The organism is Paenibacillus sp. FSL R7-0302 (genome assembly GCF_038006885.1).
GTDB lineage: Bacteria > Bacillota > Bacilli > Paenibacillales > Paenibacillaceae > Paenibacillus_AQ.
The window spans coordinates 3,011,007-3,024,314 of record NZ_JBBOWB010000001.1 but is presented as its reverse complement, the minus strand read 5'-3'; the positions used below and the strand labels follow the sequence as shown (position 1 = coordinate 3,024,314).

Sequence of the window (13,308 nt, the reverse complement as noted above, 5' to 3'; positions counted from 1 at the left end):
ACTGTATGAATATAACTGTCGGACTGCTCGCCCATGTAGATGCCGGGAAGACGACCTTCGCCGAGCAGCTGCTCTACCATACCGAAGCCATCCGCAGCAGGGGGCGTGTGGACCATCAGGATACGTTCCTCGATACCCATGAGATTGAAAAAGCACGCGGGATCACCGTCTTCGCCGATCAGGCGGAGTTCACCTATAAGGATGCCCGCTATTTCCTGCTGGATACGCCGGGCCATGTCGATTTCTCCCCGGAGATGGAGCGTTGTCTGCAAGTGCTGGACTATGCAGTGGTAATTCTCAGCGCGGTGGAGGGCGTAGAGAGCCACACCGAGACGCTCTGGCAGCTGCTGCGCCAGCACCGGATTCCCACCTTGTTCTTCATTAACAAAACCGACCGTGCAGGCAGCGACCCTGAACGTGTCCTGGAAGAGATCCGGGAGCTCCTTAGCGGCGATGCCCTGCTTCTGCCGGAGCAGCCGGAAGCGGCGTGGTCCGAGGAGATGAAATCGTTCCTTGCCGAACGCGAGGATGCGCTGCTGGAACCTTATCTTGAAGGCATGCTGACGGACAGCGATTGCCGCAGTGCGCTAAGATCTATGGTGAAGCGCGGAGAGATTTTTCCGTGTATGCAGGGCTCTGCGCTGCTGGACCAGGGCGTGGGTGAATTTCTGGAGGTTCTGGATGCGCTCACGTTCACGGAGTACGATCATCGGCTGCCTTTTGCCGGGAGGGTCTATAAGATCCGCCACGATGCCAGAGGGACCCGCATCACCTACATCAAAGCCCTTCAAGGCGTGCTGAAGAACCGCGAGTTCTTGACGTATGGACCCGAAGCAGAACCAACCTCCGAACGGATTACCGGAATCCGCAAGTACAACGGTACTGCTTATAGCGCTGCTGACTGGGCTGCCGCCGGGGAGCTGTTCGCCGTTGTCGGCCTAAGCTCCGTGCTTCCGGGTGCGGGAGTGGGCGCACTTCAGGACGCGCAGGGCAGCGGACTTATTCCCACCTTGAAATCCAAGGTGCTCTTCAAGCCACCCGTGCACCTGAAGGAGCTGACACATGCTTTCGGACAACTGGGCGCGGAAGATCCGTCACTGAACGTAAGCTGGGATGAAGAGCTCCAGGAGCTGCATATTCATGTAATGGGCGGGATACAGCTTGAGATTCTGGAGCAGATTGTGGTGGAACGGTTTCAGCTTAAGATCTCTTTTGGCGCGCCGGAGATTCTCTATAAGGAGACTATTGCCGGTACGGTCTATGGCTGCGGGCATTTCGAGCCGCTGGGCCACTACGCCGAGGTTCATCTGATGCTTGAGGGCGGGGAACGGGGGAGCGGGATTACCTTCATTAACCGCTGCCACCCCGATGATCTGGCGGCGGGCTATCAGCATCAGATTGAGCAGCATCTGCTGGAGAGCGGCCATCACGGCCTATTGACGGGTTCCCCGCTGACGGATCTGAAGATCACCCTGCTTACGGGAAGGGCGCATAATAAGCATACGAGCGGCGGTGACTTCCGGGAAGCGGCTTACCGCGCGTTGCGCCAGGGGCTGGAGCAGGCAGAGAATCTGCTGCTGGAGCCGGTCTACGACCTGAAGATTAGGATAGATCCGGACGATGTGGGAAAGGTTATGAGTGATATCCAGCAGGCCGGCGGCCGCTTCAATCCCCCGGATATTACTCCGTCCAAGGCCGTGATCACGGGCACGGTTCCGGCCGCAAGCTTCATGAATTACGGGGTGAGACTGGCTGCGATGACGCAGGGCAAGGGATCGATGTCGCTCAGAGTGGCCGGATATGAGCCCTGCCACCAGACCGGGGCGGTGGTGGAGCAGCGGAATTATAATAAAAATGCGGACCCGGCCTACTCCTCGGCGTCTATTTTTTGCGCCAAGGGTGAGGGTTATGCTGTGCCCTGGGAAGAGGCCGGAGCGCATATGCATATTCAAGCAGCAAGCAGGAACGGGTACACGGTTCTTAAAAGAGCAGTGCCGTTTCAGCGTAACATCGAAGGAAAGGTGCAGATTGACAATGACTAATGTGATAGATAAGGTAGCCTGGATCTATGTTGTGGATGGCAAGGTTCTGGGCGCGCGTTCCAAAGGCAAGGACACCTATTATTTCCCCGGCGGCAAGCGTGAGCCCGGTGAGACGGATGCAGAGACTCTGATCCGTGAGATTGAGGAGGAGCTGTCCGTTCAGATCTTGCCGGAGACGATTGCAGAGTTCGGAAGCTTCGAAGCCCCGGCACATGGCAAAGCGGAAGGTATCCTCGTACGGATGACCTGCCTGACCGCAGAGTTCACAGGCGAGCTTATCCCGGCTTCGGAAATCGAAGAATTGGCCTGGTTAACCTATAAGGATATAGACCGCGTGTCGGCGGTCAGCGTCATCATCATGGACAAGCTGCGGGAGATGAGTCTCATCTCCTGAATATAGAAGAGAGAGTAAGCCCGTTTTGAGCCGGAACCCGGCCTGGAACGGGCTTGTTGTCTCTTTAACAGGGCGATGCAGGCGGCGGGGCGAGCACACTTTTATCAAATAGGACATATGTCCTTTTCCAATCCGGCGAACTGGCTTTTAATAAGTACAGAGAAGCAAAAAGAGGAGAGAGATAGATGAGAGGGATCATATTCGCATTTTTGGCCGGAGCCTGCATTACACTTCAGGGGGTAGCCAATGCCAGAATCAGCCAGGATATCGGCACGTGGCAGGCGGCAACCATTACCCAGCTTACCGGATTCATCATGGCGTTAGCGATAGCACTGGTGGTACGTGACGGCAAAAAGCACGGCTTCCGCAAGGCACATCCGTTATACATCAGCGGCGGCGGTCTGGCTGCCTTCGTGATTTTCAGTGAGGTGACGGCCATTCAGAACATCGGGGTTACACTTACGATCTCGGCGCTGCTGATTGCCCAGCTCTGCCTGACCTTTATCATTGATATCAGGGGCTGGTTCGGAGTCGTCCGGCAGAAGATGAAGCTGCCGCAATTTATCGGCATCGGGATGATGATTCTCGGGGTAGTTGTACTGAAGTTCTAAACGAAGGGGACAAGAGATATGTTAACAGGGTTAGTACTTGCACTGATCGCGGGGGCGCTGGTCAGTTTACAGAATATATTCAACGCCAAGGTTAATGAGCACACGGGCTCCTGGTCAACTACTACACTGGTGCTGGGCATGGGCTTCGCCGCCTCCCTCGTCATGGGGCTGATTATGGAAGGGAAGAACATGTTCACGCTGCAGCACATGCAGCCCTGGTACTGGTTAAGCGGAATGATCGGCGTGGGGGTCGTGATCTGTCTGGTCCAGGCCACCAGAATCCTTGGCGCCACCTATGCCATCTCGATTGTACTAACTGCCCAGCTCGGCTTCGCCTTGCTCTGGGATTCACTGGGCTGGCTGGGGTTGGCGAAGGTTCCGTTCTCGTTCAACCAGCTGATCGGCGTGCTTATTATCGTAGGCGGGATATTGGTTTTCAAGCTGGGCGGCACAAGCAATGCCAAAGAGCCCGCCGGGACCCCGGGTTCCGGCAAGCCCCAGGGAGCGCTGCATACGGATTAACGAAAGCATTTGCATTACAGAAAAGAGCGTGCACCGCAGGAATGCGGATGGCACGCTTTTTTCTGTGTGCGAAAAACCGAATACAATAGTGGTTGCGGGGGCGCGTGGGCCGAATGTGTGCGGAAAACCGAATACATTGGTGGTTGCGGGGGTGCGTGAGCCGAATGTGTGCGGAAAAGCGAATACATTCGAGAGCTGCTACTGCTGCGCGGGGCATCAACTAGCCAAAGGTAGGGAATCAGGTGCAGAAGTGCACCCGAATTCTCCAGATATACCCGAAAGCGGGAAATCAGGTGCAGAAGTGCACCCGAATTCGCTAGACACATCTAAAAGTGGAAAATCAGGTGCAGAAGTGCACCCGAATTTGCCAGATATACCCGAAAGCGGCAAATCAGGTGCAGAAGTGCACCTGATTTCGCTAGACATACCCGAAAGCGGCAAATGAGGTGCAGAAGTGCACCTGAAATCGCCAGAAAAACCTAAAAGTGGAAAATGAGGTGCAGAAGTGCCAATGTCATTAAGTTAAGATATAGAGCCAAAAACAAGAAAAAGGCAGGTTATCGAAAAGATTGCCTGCTCTTTTTTTGCACAAAAAAATCTTGACAATCCGTAGAAAACGTGTGGCGAAGCCCCTTGAAAAAACGAGGAGGTTACGCCAATGAATGCTTATGCAAATTCGCTGAAAGACAGACTGACATCTCTCATCCGTGAGATGGCGGCTGCCCCCGCGCCTTACGTCAGAAACCCGGGAAAGGATTTTACCCGAACGAAAAAACTACCCTTTGAAATGGTTATGCAAACCCTGATCTTTATGGGCGGCAACAGCCTCTATAAGGAACTGTTGGAATCGCAGGGCTATGACGTTAACACCGCAACTTCTTCTGCTTTTGTTCAGCAAAGAAATAAAATTTTGCCGTCTGCGGTCGAATCTTTGTTTCACACCTTTACCGCGTCCCATACGGAATTCAAGGATTATCGAGGCTATCGATTATTGGCCATTGACGGTTCCGATCTGCATATTGCAACAGATCCTGCGGACCCGTTGACCTATTCTCAAAGTCAGCCCCACTCGAAAGGCTTTAACCTTCTGCACTTGAACGCTGCTTATGACCTCTGTAACCGGCTTTACGTGGACGCCATCCTTCAACCTCGAAAGCTGCGCAACGAAGGAAGGGCGCTGTCCACGATGGTGGATCGGTCCCCTATTCAGGGGAACGTCATTGTGTTGGCGGATCGAGGATTGGAAAGCTACAATACGTTCGCGCATCTGGAACGGAAAGGATGGAAGTACGTCATACGGGTCAAGGATTTGCATTCGAATGGCATTCTTTCGGGCTTGCACTTGACCTTTGAAGGGGCGTTTGATCAGGAGATTCACCTGACGCTGACTAAAAAACGAACGAAAGCGTTCAGGGATCACCCCGAAATCTATAAAATTCTTCCGGCCACCTCTAGCTTTGATTTTCTGGACATGCAAAAGAACCTGTTTTACCCGATTTCCTTTCGGGTGGTTCGTTTCCTCCTGCCCAGTGGCGATTATGAAACCGTCATTACCAATCTACCGGCTGCTGAATTCTCACCGGATGAACTCCGGGAACTGTATCACCTGCGATGGGGGATTGAGACCTCTTTCCGGGCCTTAAAATACACCATCGGTCTGACCCATTTTCACGCAAAGAAGCAAGAGTCCATTACCCAAGAGATATTCGCAAGAATGATCCTCTACAATTTCGCTGAAATGATTACCTCGCACGTAGTCATTTCCCAAAAGGATAAACGGCACCTCTACCAAGTCAACTTCACGGTGGCCGTTCACGTCTGTAGACATTTCCTGCGCTCCAAGGGCGATGGACCCCCGCCTGATGTGGAAGCTTTGATTCGCAAAAATATTTTGCCGATTCGTCTCACCCGTCCTGGGCAAAGGAATACACGCAGAATACGTAGCAAATCCGCCATTAGCTTCGTCTACAGAGTAGCATAATTCGGTTCGCATGAACATTTTTTTAAGTGGATCTTCCATCCGCTTTGTTTGCTATGCGCTTTTTTCCTTCCTTACACCAAAAACAAACGGCATAGGACGTTTCCCCATACCGTTTTGGATTCTCTTTATTAATTCCAAACTTATCTTTGAACTTATCTTAATGACATTGGCAGAAGTGCACCTGAATTTGCCAGACGCACCCATAAGCGACAAATGAGGTGCAGAAGTGCACCTGAATTCCCAGGAGGCAGCCATACAAGGTTGTGTGCACCTCAATGAACTGGCGAACGGAGAACCCGGGCTCTGCCGGCTACTCTTATCCCTGCCCGAGTGAAGCGACCCTGCTGCCCGCCAGTGCGTGCTGCCAGCGCTGATAGGTCTCCCAAGCCCGCCCGTTATCCAGCAGAGGCTTACAGGTATAGACGCCTTCCTCAATAGAATTCACACGCCCGGCGGCATGCAGTCTCGCAGCGGCATTCAGCATCGTCTGGTTGTAGTAGGCCATATGCCCGCCGCCTTGCAGGACCTCCTCTGCTATACGGAGCTGCCGCAGAGCTGTCCACTCCTGCTCCTCAGGCAGTGTCACCTCCAGGCCAAGCGCCTCGGGGTCAATGATATCCAGCTCCGCCGCTCCATCCTGAATCCGGTATACGCGGTTCGGCCGGTCAATGTACAGATCCTCCGAGCCTTCCACACCCTGCACTACCAGCCCGCACTGATAGCCGAGCTTCACAATGAGCCGGGAGATCCGGTCGAATACCGTATTATGGAATATCCCGAATACAATAAACGGTGAGCAGGAATAGTCAATCAGCTTCTCCGCCGTATTGAGAATCGTCCGCATGCCAATGTCCTCCCGGAGTCCGCGAAGCTCCCCCAGCGGCGGGCACCACTGCTCCGACTTCACGAACAGAACCCCGCTGGCTTCGGCGGCATGAACCGCGTCGCTGCGGCTCAGTCCGGCTACATCCACTCCGCTGGCCTGGATCATATCCTGTAGCGTAATGCCCCATTTGGGCGGTAAGCCCGCTGAACCATGCAGGGTAACCGGCAGACCTGCGGCTGACAGCAGAAAAGCCGTAGGGAAGGTGGCAATGAAGGAATGAACCCTGCCGTCATACGGACCGGCGCAGTCGATTCCCTGGTGAACAGGCTCACGGAAGGCGTATTTACGGCAGACTGCCACAAAAGCCTCCAGCTCCTCCAGGCTCTCCAGCTTCATGCGCTCTGCAATCAGGAACGCGCCGATCTGCACCGGCGAAGCAGCCTGGGTGAGTATGGCTTCCGCCGCATATTCGGCTTCCCCGTAGCTTAAATCCTTCGCACCGCGTTTGCCGCGGGCAACTTCCTTGAGAATATTAATCATATGGTGTTCTCCTTAAGTTTGATCCTGCAGCATCTGGTAGACCTTGACGATGGAGGTTGCTACATCCACGATCCGTTTGCGTTCATTCATCGCCTGCTTGCGCAGCAGGTCATAGGCTTCCGATTCACTGATATTCTTGGCCTTGGACAGAATGCCCTTGGCCATATCGATCCATTTGCGTTCCTCGATCCGGGAGAGCAGCTGCTCCCGTTCCTTCAGCCATTGCTTGCGCTCGAAGCATTGCCTGGCACTGAAATGCAGCGTCCAGTGAATCTCCGGCGGCTTCATGGCAGGGGACAGAATGCCGTCCACCATAATATCGTCGCCGCAGGCAGAGACGGAGAGGTTAGCGGTATGCGGGGTACACCACCAGATTACCGGCGCGATCCTTTGCCGCACCAGCAGGGATCTCCAGTGGCTGATATCCGTCACCGGAAGATTGAGGATGAAGGCGTCGGCGTCGCCGATGAACGGAGCGGCCTGCTCCGGTGATGCTGCGGTTCCTACTACATAGCCGCAAGAGCTTAGGATGTGGTCAGGGCCTCCAGAGGAGCGCGCTTCTGCGGGATTCTCTGTTCCGGCAGGTTCTATAACCAACAGGGAATGCATGGGGGACGACGCTCCTTTTGCCTAAGAATAGAGACATCTTGTATGATTGCTGGCAATCCAATTACAGGATAGATTATGTTATATTATATAACACGAATTCAGCATTCTTGTCGATAAATTAAATTAATTAAATTTTATATGTCATAATTATTGACGTATCGTAGACGGCTGTAGTATAGTCGTTTTAACAAATTCAACAATTCACGAATACAACGATGTATTCGGCTGAAGCGGCAATGGCGCCTGCTCTCACTAATATCGCTTACGGGAAATGTATCTTTTCCGGGCGGAGTGAAGCGGGCTATTTCTGTTGTGCACCTGGAGAGGAGAGAGATACAGATGACAGTGAAGCGTAAAAAACTGATAGTAGTCGGCAATGGAATGGCAGGGGTCAGAGCCATAGAGCATCTGCTCAAATTGGCGCCGGAGGCGTACGAGATTACAATTATTGGCGCAGAACCTTATCCCAATTATAACCGCATCATGCTGTCTTCCGTGCTGGCAGGCGGGGCAAGCCTGGATGAAATCGTAATTAATGATCTCGAATGGTACCGCAGCTTCAATATTACCTTATATACGGGACACACAGTGACTTCTATTGATACTGCTGCACGTACAGTTTATACGGATAAAGGAGTTACCGCCGTGTATGACGAGCTGATTCTGGCGACCGGCTCCAATCCCTTCATGCTGCCGATCCCCGGAACAGAGAAGGAGGGCGTCATTGCCTTCCGTGACATCAAGGATACTCAAATCATGCAGGACGTCTCGCAAAAATACAGCAAGGCGCTCGTCATCGGCGGCGGTCTGCTCGGACTGGAGGCAGCCAGAGGGCTGCTGCATCTGGGGATGGATGTCTCGGTGGTTCACATTCACGAGTATATTATGGAGCGTCAGCTGGACGAGGCGGCATCCCGGATGCTGCGGGGAGAGCTGGAGGCTCAAGGCATGAAGTTCCTGCTGAAGAAGCAGTCGGAAGCTATTCTCGGCAAAAAGAGAGTCAAAGGCCTGCTGTTCGCAGACGGCGAGATGGCGGAGGCCGATCTGATCGTGATGGCGGTCGGGATCAAGCCGAATGTTATGCTTGCCCGCAGCAGCGGGATTGAGGTGAACCGGGGCATCGTGGTGAACGATTATATGGAGACCAGCCTGCCCGGTATTTACGCCGTCGGGGAATGTGCAGAGCATCGCGGCATTGCCTACGGCCTGGTAGCCCCGCTGTATGAGCAAGGCGCTGTGCTGGCCAAAAGACTGGCAGGCGCTCCCACAGAGGGCTACGCCGGTTCAGTCACCTCGACCAAGCTGAAGGTATCTGGTGTAGATGTCTTCTCAGCGGGACAATACAACGAGCAGCCCGGAACGAAGGCACTCCGGTTCCAGGATGAGACGGAGGGGATCTACAAGAAGCTGGTCATCCAGGAGGATAAGCTGATCGGCGCTGTCCTGTTCGGAGATACGAATGACGGCGCGCAGCTCTTCTCGATGATCAAGAAGGGCGAGAATATTAAGGGGCGCGAGAAAGAGCTGCTGCTCGGCCTGGAGGCCGATGCGCTGGCTTCGCCCAAGGGCAACCGGCTGGAGAGGATGCCGGATGACGAGATCATCTGCGGCTGCAACGGAGTCACGAAGGGAACCATTGCCGAAGCGATTACCGCCGGCGGCTGTACCAGTGTGGGCCAGATCAAAGCCTGCACCAAAGCATCCGCCTCCTGCGGCGGCTGCAAGCCATTGGTAGAGGGGCTGCTCCAGCTCTATGCCGGAGAGGCGGCCGTTACCGTCAAGGAGGGAATCTGCGGCTGCACGACGCTCGGGCGGGATGAGATTGTCGCCGAGATCAAGCGGATGAAGCTGACCACGGTGAAGGAAGTCATGCATGTATTGTCCTGGAACAACGAGGAAGGCTGCCCGAAATGCCGCCCTTCGCTGAATTATTACCTGGGTATGCTCTGGCCGGAGGAATATGTGGATGAGAATGAATCCAGATATACAAATGAGCGCTACCATGCCAATATCCAGAAGGACGGGACTTATTCAGTGGTGCCGAGAATCTACGGCGGTGTCACTTCTCCTGCGGAGCTGATCAAGATAGCGGAGGTCGCGGTGAAATACGATGTGCCGCTGGTCAAGTTTACCGGCGGGCAGCGCCTGGATCTGCTGGGCGTGAAGAAGGAGGATCTGCCGAAGATGTGGGAGGAGCTGGATATGCCCTCCGGCCATGCCTACGGCAAGACGCTGCGCACTGTGAAGACCTGCGTAGGCTCCACCTTCTGCCGCTTTGGGACCCAGGATGCGCTGGGGATGGGAATTCGGCTGGAGAAGGCTTTTGAACGGCTGAATGCTCCGGGGAAGGTGAAGCTGGCTGTATCCGGGTGTCCGCGCAACTGTGCGGAAGCGACAATCAAGGACTTCGGTGTGGTGGCGATTGACGGCGGCTGGGAGCTGCATGTCGGCGGCAACGGCGGCGTTCATGTCCGGGCGACCGATCTGCTCTGCGTAGTGAAGACCGATGATGAGGTGCTGGAATGGGCAAGTGCGTTCCTGCAATACTACCGCGAGCAAGCCGGATGGAATGAGCGGACCGCACAGTGGATTGAGCGCGTGGGCCTGGACAGTATCAAGCAGGCGCTGGAATACCCGGAGGAACGGGCGGCGCTGGTGGAGAGAATTCAGAAGACGCTTAGCCTGACTACCGATCCATGGAAGCAGATTGTGAATACCCCGGAGCTGCGCAAGAATTTTGAGGCGATCTCGTTACCCGAGACGGTCTAAGGAGGAATCGAAATGACAATGACTAAGCTGCTAATCGGCAACCTGAATGATGTGGATATCAAAGGATCACGAAAATTACGGGTAGGCGATACCGAGATTGCCTTGTTCCGGCTAAGCAGCGGAGAGGTGCTGGCGGTGGAGAACCGTTGTCCGCACAAGGGCGGCCTGCTCTCGGAGGGCATGGTCTGCGGCTCCAAGGTGCACTGCCCGCTCCATGACTGGCGGATCGAGCTGCATACAGGCGAGGTGCAGGCCCCCGATACGGGACATGTGACCACCTATGAGGTGGAAGTCGATCACGCCACAGGCAGCTTGTACTTAACGATCTGATTCATTCATCCATGGACACGTATAAAGGGGGATTCATAAATGGACTATGTCAAACCAGGCGAAGTGCTGGGCTCCATGATTGAAGCGGGAAAAACCAAAGCAGAACTGGGCATCATGCAGCTCATTGTCCGCGGCAGTCTCGGCGGTGCCATTCTGGCATGCGCTACCACACTGGCCTTCACCGCAGCGGCACAGACCAAGATCCCTATGGCGGGCGCGATTCTTTTTCCGGTAGGCTTCGTGATGATTATACTACTCGGGCTGGAGCTGGTTACCGGCAGCTTCGCCTTGATTCCACTGGCTGTGCTGGAGAAGAAGACCACCATCGGGCGCATGCTGGGGAACTATTTCTGGGTCATACTCGGACATTTGATCGGATGTGCCGTCTATGCCGCATTATACGGGCTGACGATTACGAGGATGGGTACCGATCTGTCGAACCCCATGGTGCAGACACTGATTACAGCAAGTGAAGGGAAGACGACGGCTTATCAGAGCCTGGGGGCAGAGGGACTCGTGCTGGCCTTCATCAAGGCGATGCTCTGCAACTGGATGGTCACGCTGGGTGCAGTGATGGCGATGACCTCGAAATCCACCTCCGGCAAAATCCTCGCCATGTGGCTCCCCATCCTGACCTTCTTCGGACAGGGCTTCGAGCACACGGTTGTCAATTTCTTCGTCATTCCGGCGGGGATGATGCTTGGAGCGAATGTGACTATGGCGGACTGGTGGATCTGGAACGGCATTCCGGTGCTGCTCGGCAACTTCGCGGGCGGGCTGTTGTTCACGGGCTTGCTATTCTATTTGTCGCAAAAAGGCAGCAAACCCGGAGCAACTGCGGCAGCAGAGCTTCCGGGACGCGGAGAGGCGGGGCTCCCGGGCACACCTGCCCTGGAGAAAAGCGTATGAAGCAGGGCAACATATCTATTGTAGGCGCAGGTCCGGGTGATCCCGAGCTGATTACATTGAAGGCGCTGCGGCGCATTCAATGTGCCGATGTGATTCTGTACGACCGGCTGGTGAATGAGGAGCTTCTGGACTATGCCCGAGGCGATGCCGTGCGCATCTACTGCGGCAAAGCGCCGGGCCTGCATTCGATGCCGCAGGAGACGACAGAGCGGCTGATGATCCGCCATGCCGCAGCCGGAAGCCACGTGGTCCGGCTAAAGGGCGGCGACCCGTTCGTGTTCGGCAGGGGCGGGGAGGAAGCGTTGTCCGCTGCCGCTGCCGGTATTCCTTTTGAGGTGATTCCGGGAATCACCTCGGCGGTGGGCGCAGCCGCTTCTGCGGGCATTCCGCTGACCCATCGCGGTGTGGCGGCCTCCTTCGCCATCGTGACCGGCAGCCGCTGCCAGACCCAGGATTCGCCGCTGCGTTGGGATGCGCTGGCCCACGGTGTGGATACGCTTGTGATCTATATGGGCGTAAGCAAGCTGGGGGAGATCTGCAAGGAGCTGCTGGTACACGGCAAAGATCCGCAGACCCCGATTGCACTAATTGAGAACGGAACAACGGTGCGCGAACGGATCGTGACCGGCACGCTTGGCAATATCGACAAGGTCGCCGCCGCGATGAGGATCAGCAATCCGGCCATGATCATTATCGGTGAGGTGGTCCAGGTCAGAGCGGAGCTGCTGAATCTGGAGGAAACTGTACGCTCGCAGATCGGGTGAAGCCGAATAGGGCATGCGCCCACATCTCCGGGCCGCAGGCCGGGTTATGGCAGCGCCTGTTTCTGTGTTATATTCAGGGAGGAGAGTACATCGCTGCTGCGGCATGCTGCGCTGGAAGTCACTTTTTCACATTCTTAGTGACTGCTGTCACACGGGTCTGCGCAGATTAGGGACTATACTTGTCGCCTACAGTTACAGCATGCCGGGCAGATGGCCCTGAAAGGAGAAATTACAGATGCAGATTGAGCTTAATGCAATGACCCGCGAACGGCTGGAGCAGAGTCTGGCCGGGAAGCCCGGACAATTCAAAATGTTCTACGATACGGAGGACTGCGGCTGTAATGGCGTGCTAGTGATCCGGGTAGTCAGCGAGCCTTCGCCGACCGATATTGTGTTTCAGACCGAGCCGTTCACCTTCCTGTGTGACCGCCAGCAGGAATTGCTGTTCGATGACGTAATGCGGCTCGAAGCCGAGGCCGGGTATCCGGCCTACAAGCTGACGAGTGATTCCACCTTGTTCGGGAGCAATATAAGGGTGCAGGATGCGCGGGGCTGAAGGAGATAAAGGTAGCATAAGCCAAGGAGGCCATCTGCCCGCAGAGTGACGGGAGATGGCCTTTATTTAAGGAAAACCGAGCATATCGGGCATGGCGGAGACTCGTGAGCTGATTGTAATCGAAAAACCGATTACAATTGGACTGGGAACGCCGTGTAGGCCGAATGTAATCGAAAAACCGATTACAATTTGACTAGGCGCGCTGCGTAGGCCAAATGTAATCGAAAAACCGATTACAATTGGACTGGGGACGCCGTGTAGGCCAAATGTAATCGAAAAACCGATTACAATTTGACTAGGCGCGCTGCGTAGGCCAAATGTAATCGAAAAACCGATTACAATTGGACTGGGACGCCGTGTAGGCCAAATGTAATCGAAAAACCGATTACAATTGGACTGGGGACGCCGCAGCATCCAGTCCTGATGCGGCCCAAAGGTTGCAAATGAGGGTGCTA

General features: G+C 54.9%; 12 protein-coding genes. 10 read left to right on the top strand and 2 right to left on the bottom strand.

Translation table 11 applies throughout. The features are described 5' to 3' along the window. Window positions 1-5 precede the first annotated feature (5 nt). The 5 genes from MKY96_RS13135 (at window position 6) to MKY96_RS13115 (ending at window position 5,550) form a co-directional block, all read left to right on the top strand. A complete protein-coding gene (locus MKY96_RS13135) occupies window positions 6-2,042 on the top strand; it encodes a translation factor GTPase family protein (RefSeq protein ID WP_340940940.1) in 2,037 nt (678 codons plus the stop codon). Next, window positions 2,035-2,436 (top strand): NUDIX hydrolase, encoded by a 402-nt coding sequence (locus tag MKY96_RS13130; protein ID WP_340940939.1) that lies wholly within the window; start codon window positions 2,035-2,037, stop codon window positions 2,434-2,436. Before MKY96_RS13135 ends, MKY96_RS13130 begins: the two co-directional genes overlap by 8 nt. A gap of 185 nt (window positions 2,437-2,621) precedes the next feature. Beyond that, on the top strand, window positions 2,622-3,047 hold the full coding sequence (locus MKY96_RS13125; protein WP_340940937.1) for a DMT family transporter: 426 nt from the start codon (window positions 2,622-2,624) through the stop codon (window positions 3,045-3,047). 18 nt (window positions 3,048-3,065) lie between these two features. Continuing rightward, complete coding sequence (locus MKY96_RS13120) at window positions 3,066-3,569, top strand: DMT family transporter (protein ID WP_340940935.1); 504 nt, start codon at window positions 3,066-3,068, stop codon at window positions 3,567-3,569. A 658-nt stretch (window positions 3,570-4,227) separates the two neighbouring features. Beyond that, complete coding sequence (locus MKY96_RS13115) at window positions 4,228-5,550, top strand: IS4 family transposase (protein WP_076086935.1); 1,323 nt, start codon at window positions 4,228-4,230, stop codon at window positions 5,548-5,550. 316 nt (window positions 5,551-5,866) lie between these two features. On the opposite strand, the gene MKY96_RS13110 is transcribed toward MKY96_RS13115, so the two are convergent. Further along, the gene (locus MKY96_RS13110) at window positions 5,867-6,916 is read right to left on the bottom strand and encodes an anthranilate phosphoribosyltransferase (RefSeq protein WP_340940934.1); all 1,050 of its coding nucleotides are present in this window, start codon (window positions 6,914-6,916) and stop codon (window positions 5,867-5,869) included. 12 nt (window positions 6,917-6,928) lie between these two features. Next, window positions 6,929-7,525: an ANTAR domain-containing response regulator gene (locus MKY96_RS13105; RefSeq protein ID WP_209990328.1), complete on the bottom strand. Its 597-nt coding sequence runs from the start codon at window positions 7,523-7,525 to the stop codon at window positions 6,929-6,931. A gap of 339 nt (window positions 7,526-7,864) precedes the next feature. Here MKY96_RS13105 and nirB point away from each other — a divergent pair, with 339 nt between their 5' ends. From nirB to MKY96_RS13080, 5 genes are all read left to right on the top strand, one after another. Then, the gene (gene nirB, locus MKY96_RS13100) at window positions 7,865-10,294 is read left to right on the top strand and encodes a nitrite reductase large subunit NirB (protein WP_340940931.1); all 2,430 of its coding nucleotides are present in this window, start codon (window positions 7,865-7,867) and stop codon (window positions 10,292-10,294) included. Window positions 10,295-10,312: 18 nt separating this feature from the next. Further along, a complete protein-coding gene (nirD, locus tag MKY96_RS13095) occupies window positions 10,313-10,624 on the top strand; it encodes a nitrite reductase small subunit NirD (RefSeq protein ID WP_340944547.1) in 312 nt (103 codons plus the stop codon). Between the two features lie 39 nt (window positions 10,625-10,663). Beyond that, entirely contained in the window at window positions 10,664-11,533 is an 870-nt protein-coding gene (locus MKY96_RS13090; protein WP_340940929.1) for a formate/nitrite transporter family protein, read from the top strand. Then, window positions 11,530-12,297 (top strand): uroporphyrinogen-III C-methyltransferase, encoded by a 768-nt coding sequence (cobA, locus tag MKY96_RS13085; protein ID WP_340940928.1) that lies wholly within the window; start codon window positions 11,530-11,532, stop codon window positions 12,295-12,297. The genes MKY96_RS13090 and cobA overlap by 4 nt, the downstream gene beginning before the upstream one ends. A gap of 235 nt (window positions 12,298-12,532) precedes the next feature. Continuing rightward, a complete protein-coding gene (locus MKY96_RS13080; RefSeq protein ID WP_340940926.1) occupies window positions 12,533-12,853 on the top strand; it encodes an iron-sulfur cluster biosynthesis family protein in 321 nt (106 codons plus the stop codon). The last annotated feature ends 455 nt before the right edge of the window (window positions 12,854-13,308 follow it).

Coding starts and splice junctions, on each gene's coding strand:
- MKY96_RS13135 (WP_340940940.1), top strand. CDS start 6: ATGAATATAACTGTCGGACTGCTCGCCCATGTAGATGCCGGGAAGACG.
- MKY96_RS13130 (WP_340940939.1), top strand. CDS start 2,035: ATGACTAATGTGATAGATAAGGTAGCCTGGATCTATGTTGTGGATGGC.
- MKY96_RS13125 (WP_340940937.1), top strand. CDS start 2,622: ATGAGAGGGATCATATTCGCATTTTTGGCCGGAGCCTGCATTACACTT.
- MKY96_RS13120 (WP_340940935.1), top strand. CDS start 3,066: ATGTTAACAGGGTTAGTACTTGCACTGATCGCGGGGGCGCTGGTCAGT.
- MKY96_RS13115 (WP_076086935.1), top strand. CDS start 4,228: ATGAATGCTTATGCAAATTCGCTGAAAGACAGACTGACATCTCTCATC.
- MKY96_RS13110 (WP_340940934.1), bottom strand. CDS start 6,916: ATGATTAATATTCTCAAGGAAGTTGCCCGCGGCAAACGCGGTGCGAAG.
- MKY96_RS13105 (WP_209990328.1), bottom strand. CDS start 7,525: ATGCATTCCCTGTTGGTTATAGAACCTGCCGGAACAGAGAATCCCGCA.
- nirB (WP_340940931.1), top strand. CDS start 7,865: ATGACAGTGAAGCGTAAAAAACTGATAGTAGTCGGCAATGGAATGGCA.
- nirD (WP_340944547.1), top strand. CDS start 10,313: ATGACTAAGCTGCTAATCGGCAACCTGAATGATGTGGATATCAAAGGA.
- MKY96_RS13090 (WP_340940929.1), top strand. CDS start 10,664: ATGGACTATGTCAAACCAGGCGAAGTGCTGGGCTCCATGATTGAAGCG.
- cobA (WP_340940928.1), top strand. CDS start 11,530: ATGAAGCAGGGCAACATATCTATTGTAGGCGCAGGTCCGGGTGATCCC.
- MKY96_RS13080 (WP_340940926.1), top strand. CDS start 12,533: ATGCAGATTGAGCTTAATGCAATGACCCGCGAACGGCTGGAGCAGAGT.